Below are 501 nucleotides of genomic sequence, written 5' to 3'. Positions count from 1 at the left end.
GCAAGAATCCGGATGAGTATTCGCTTGCGACAAGATTTGAGGGGGTAATACGAAGAGCGGCGGAAAAGACTGGAAGGAACACTGTAATCCTGGTAGATGAATATGACAAACCGATGCTGCAGGCTATAGATAATGAGGAGCTGCAGGATGAATACAGGAGCACGCTGAAGGCTTTCTATGGGGCGCTGAAATCGATGGACAGGTATATACGGTTCGCTCTGCTGACGGGAGTGACGAAATTCGGAAAGGTGAGTGTGTTCAGCGACCTGAACAATCTGAGGGATATTTCGATGCTGAAGGCATACGAAAGGATTTGCGGTATCACGGAGGAGGAACTGCACTCTGTATTCAAAGATGGCATAAAGGATCTGGGTACTGCAAATGATATGACAGAGGAGGAGACAAAGGCGAAACTCAAGGAATTGTACGACGGGTATCACTTCAACGAGGATTGTGTGGATATTTATAACCTGTCAGGTTTAATGATTACTCTGGATTCTA

Annotated in this window: 1 protein-coding gene; it reads left to right on the top strand. The window is 46.1% G+C overall.

Going from position 1 to position 501, the window contains the following annotated elements; all coding sequences use genetic code 11:
- Positions 1-501: AAA family ATPase (locus H6A61_RS15385; RefSeq protein WP_204394783.1), on the top strand; the 501-nt coding region annotated here is incomplete at both ends.

The sequence above is a fragment of the Bacteroides caecigallinarum genome, from assembly GCF_016901995.1.
GTDB lineage: Bacteria > Bacteroidota > Bacteroidia > Bacteroidales > Bacteroidaceae > Phocaeicola > Phocaeicola cellulolyticus.
Note: the sequence above shows the minus strand (reverse complement) of the source record. Positions and strands in the feature narration are given on the sequence as shown.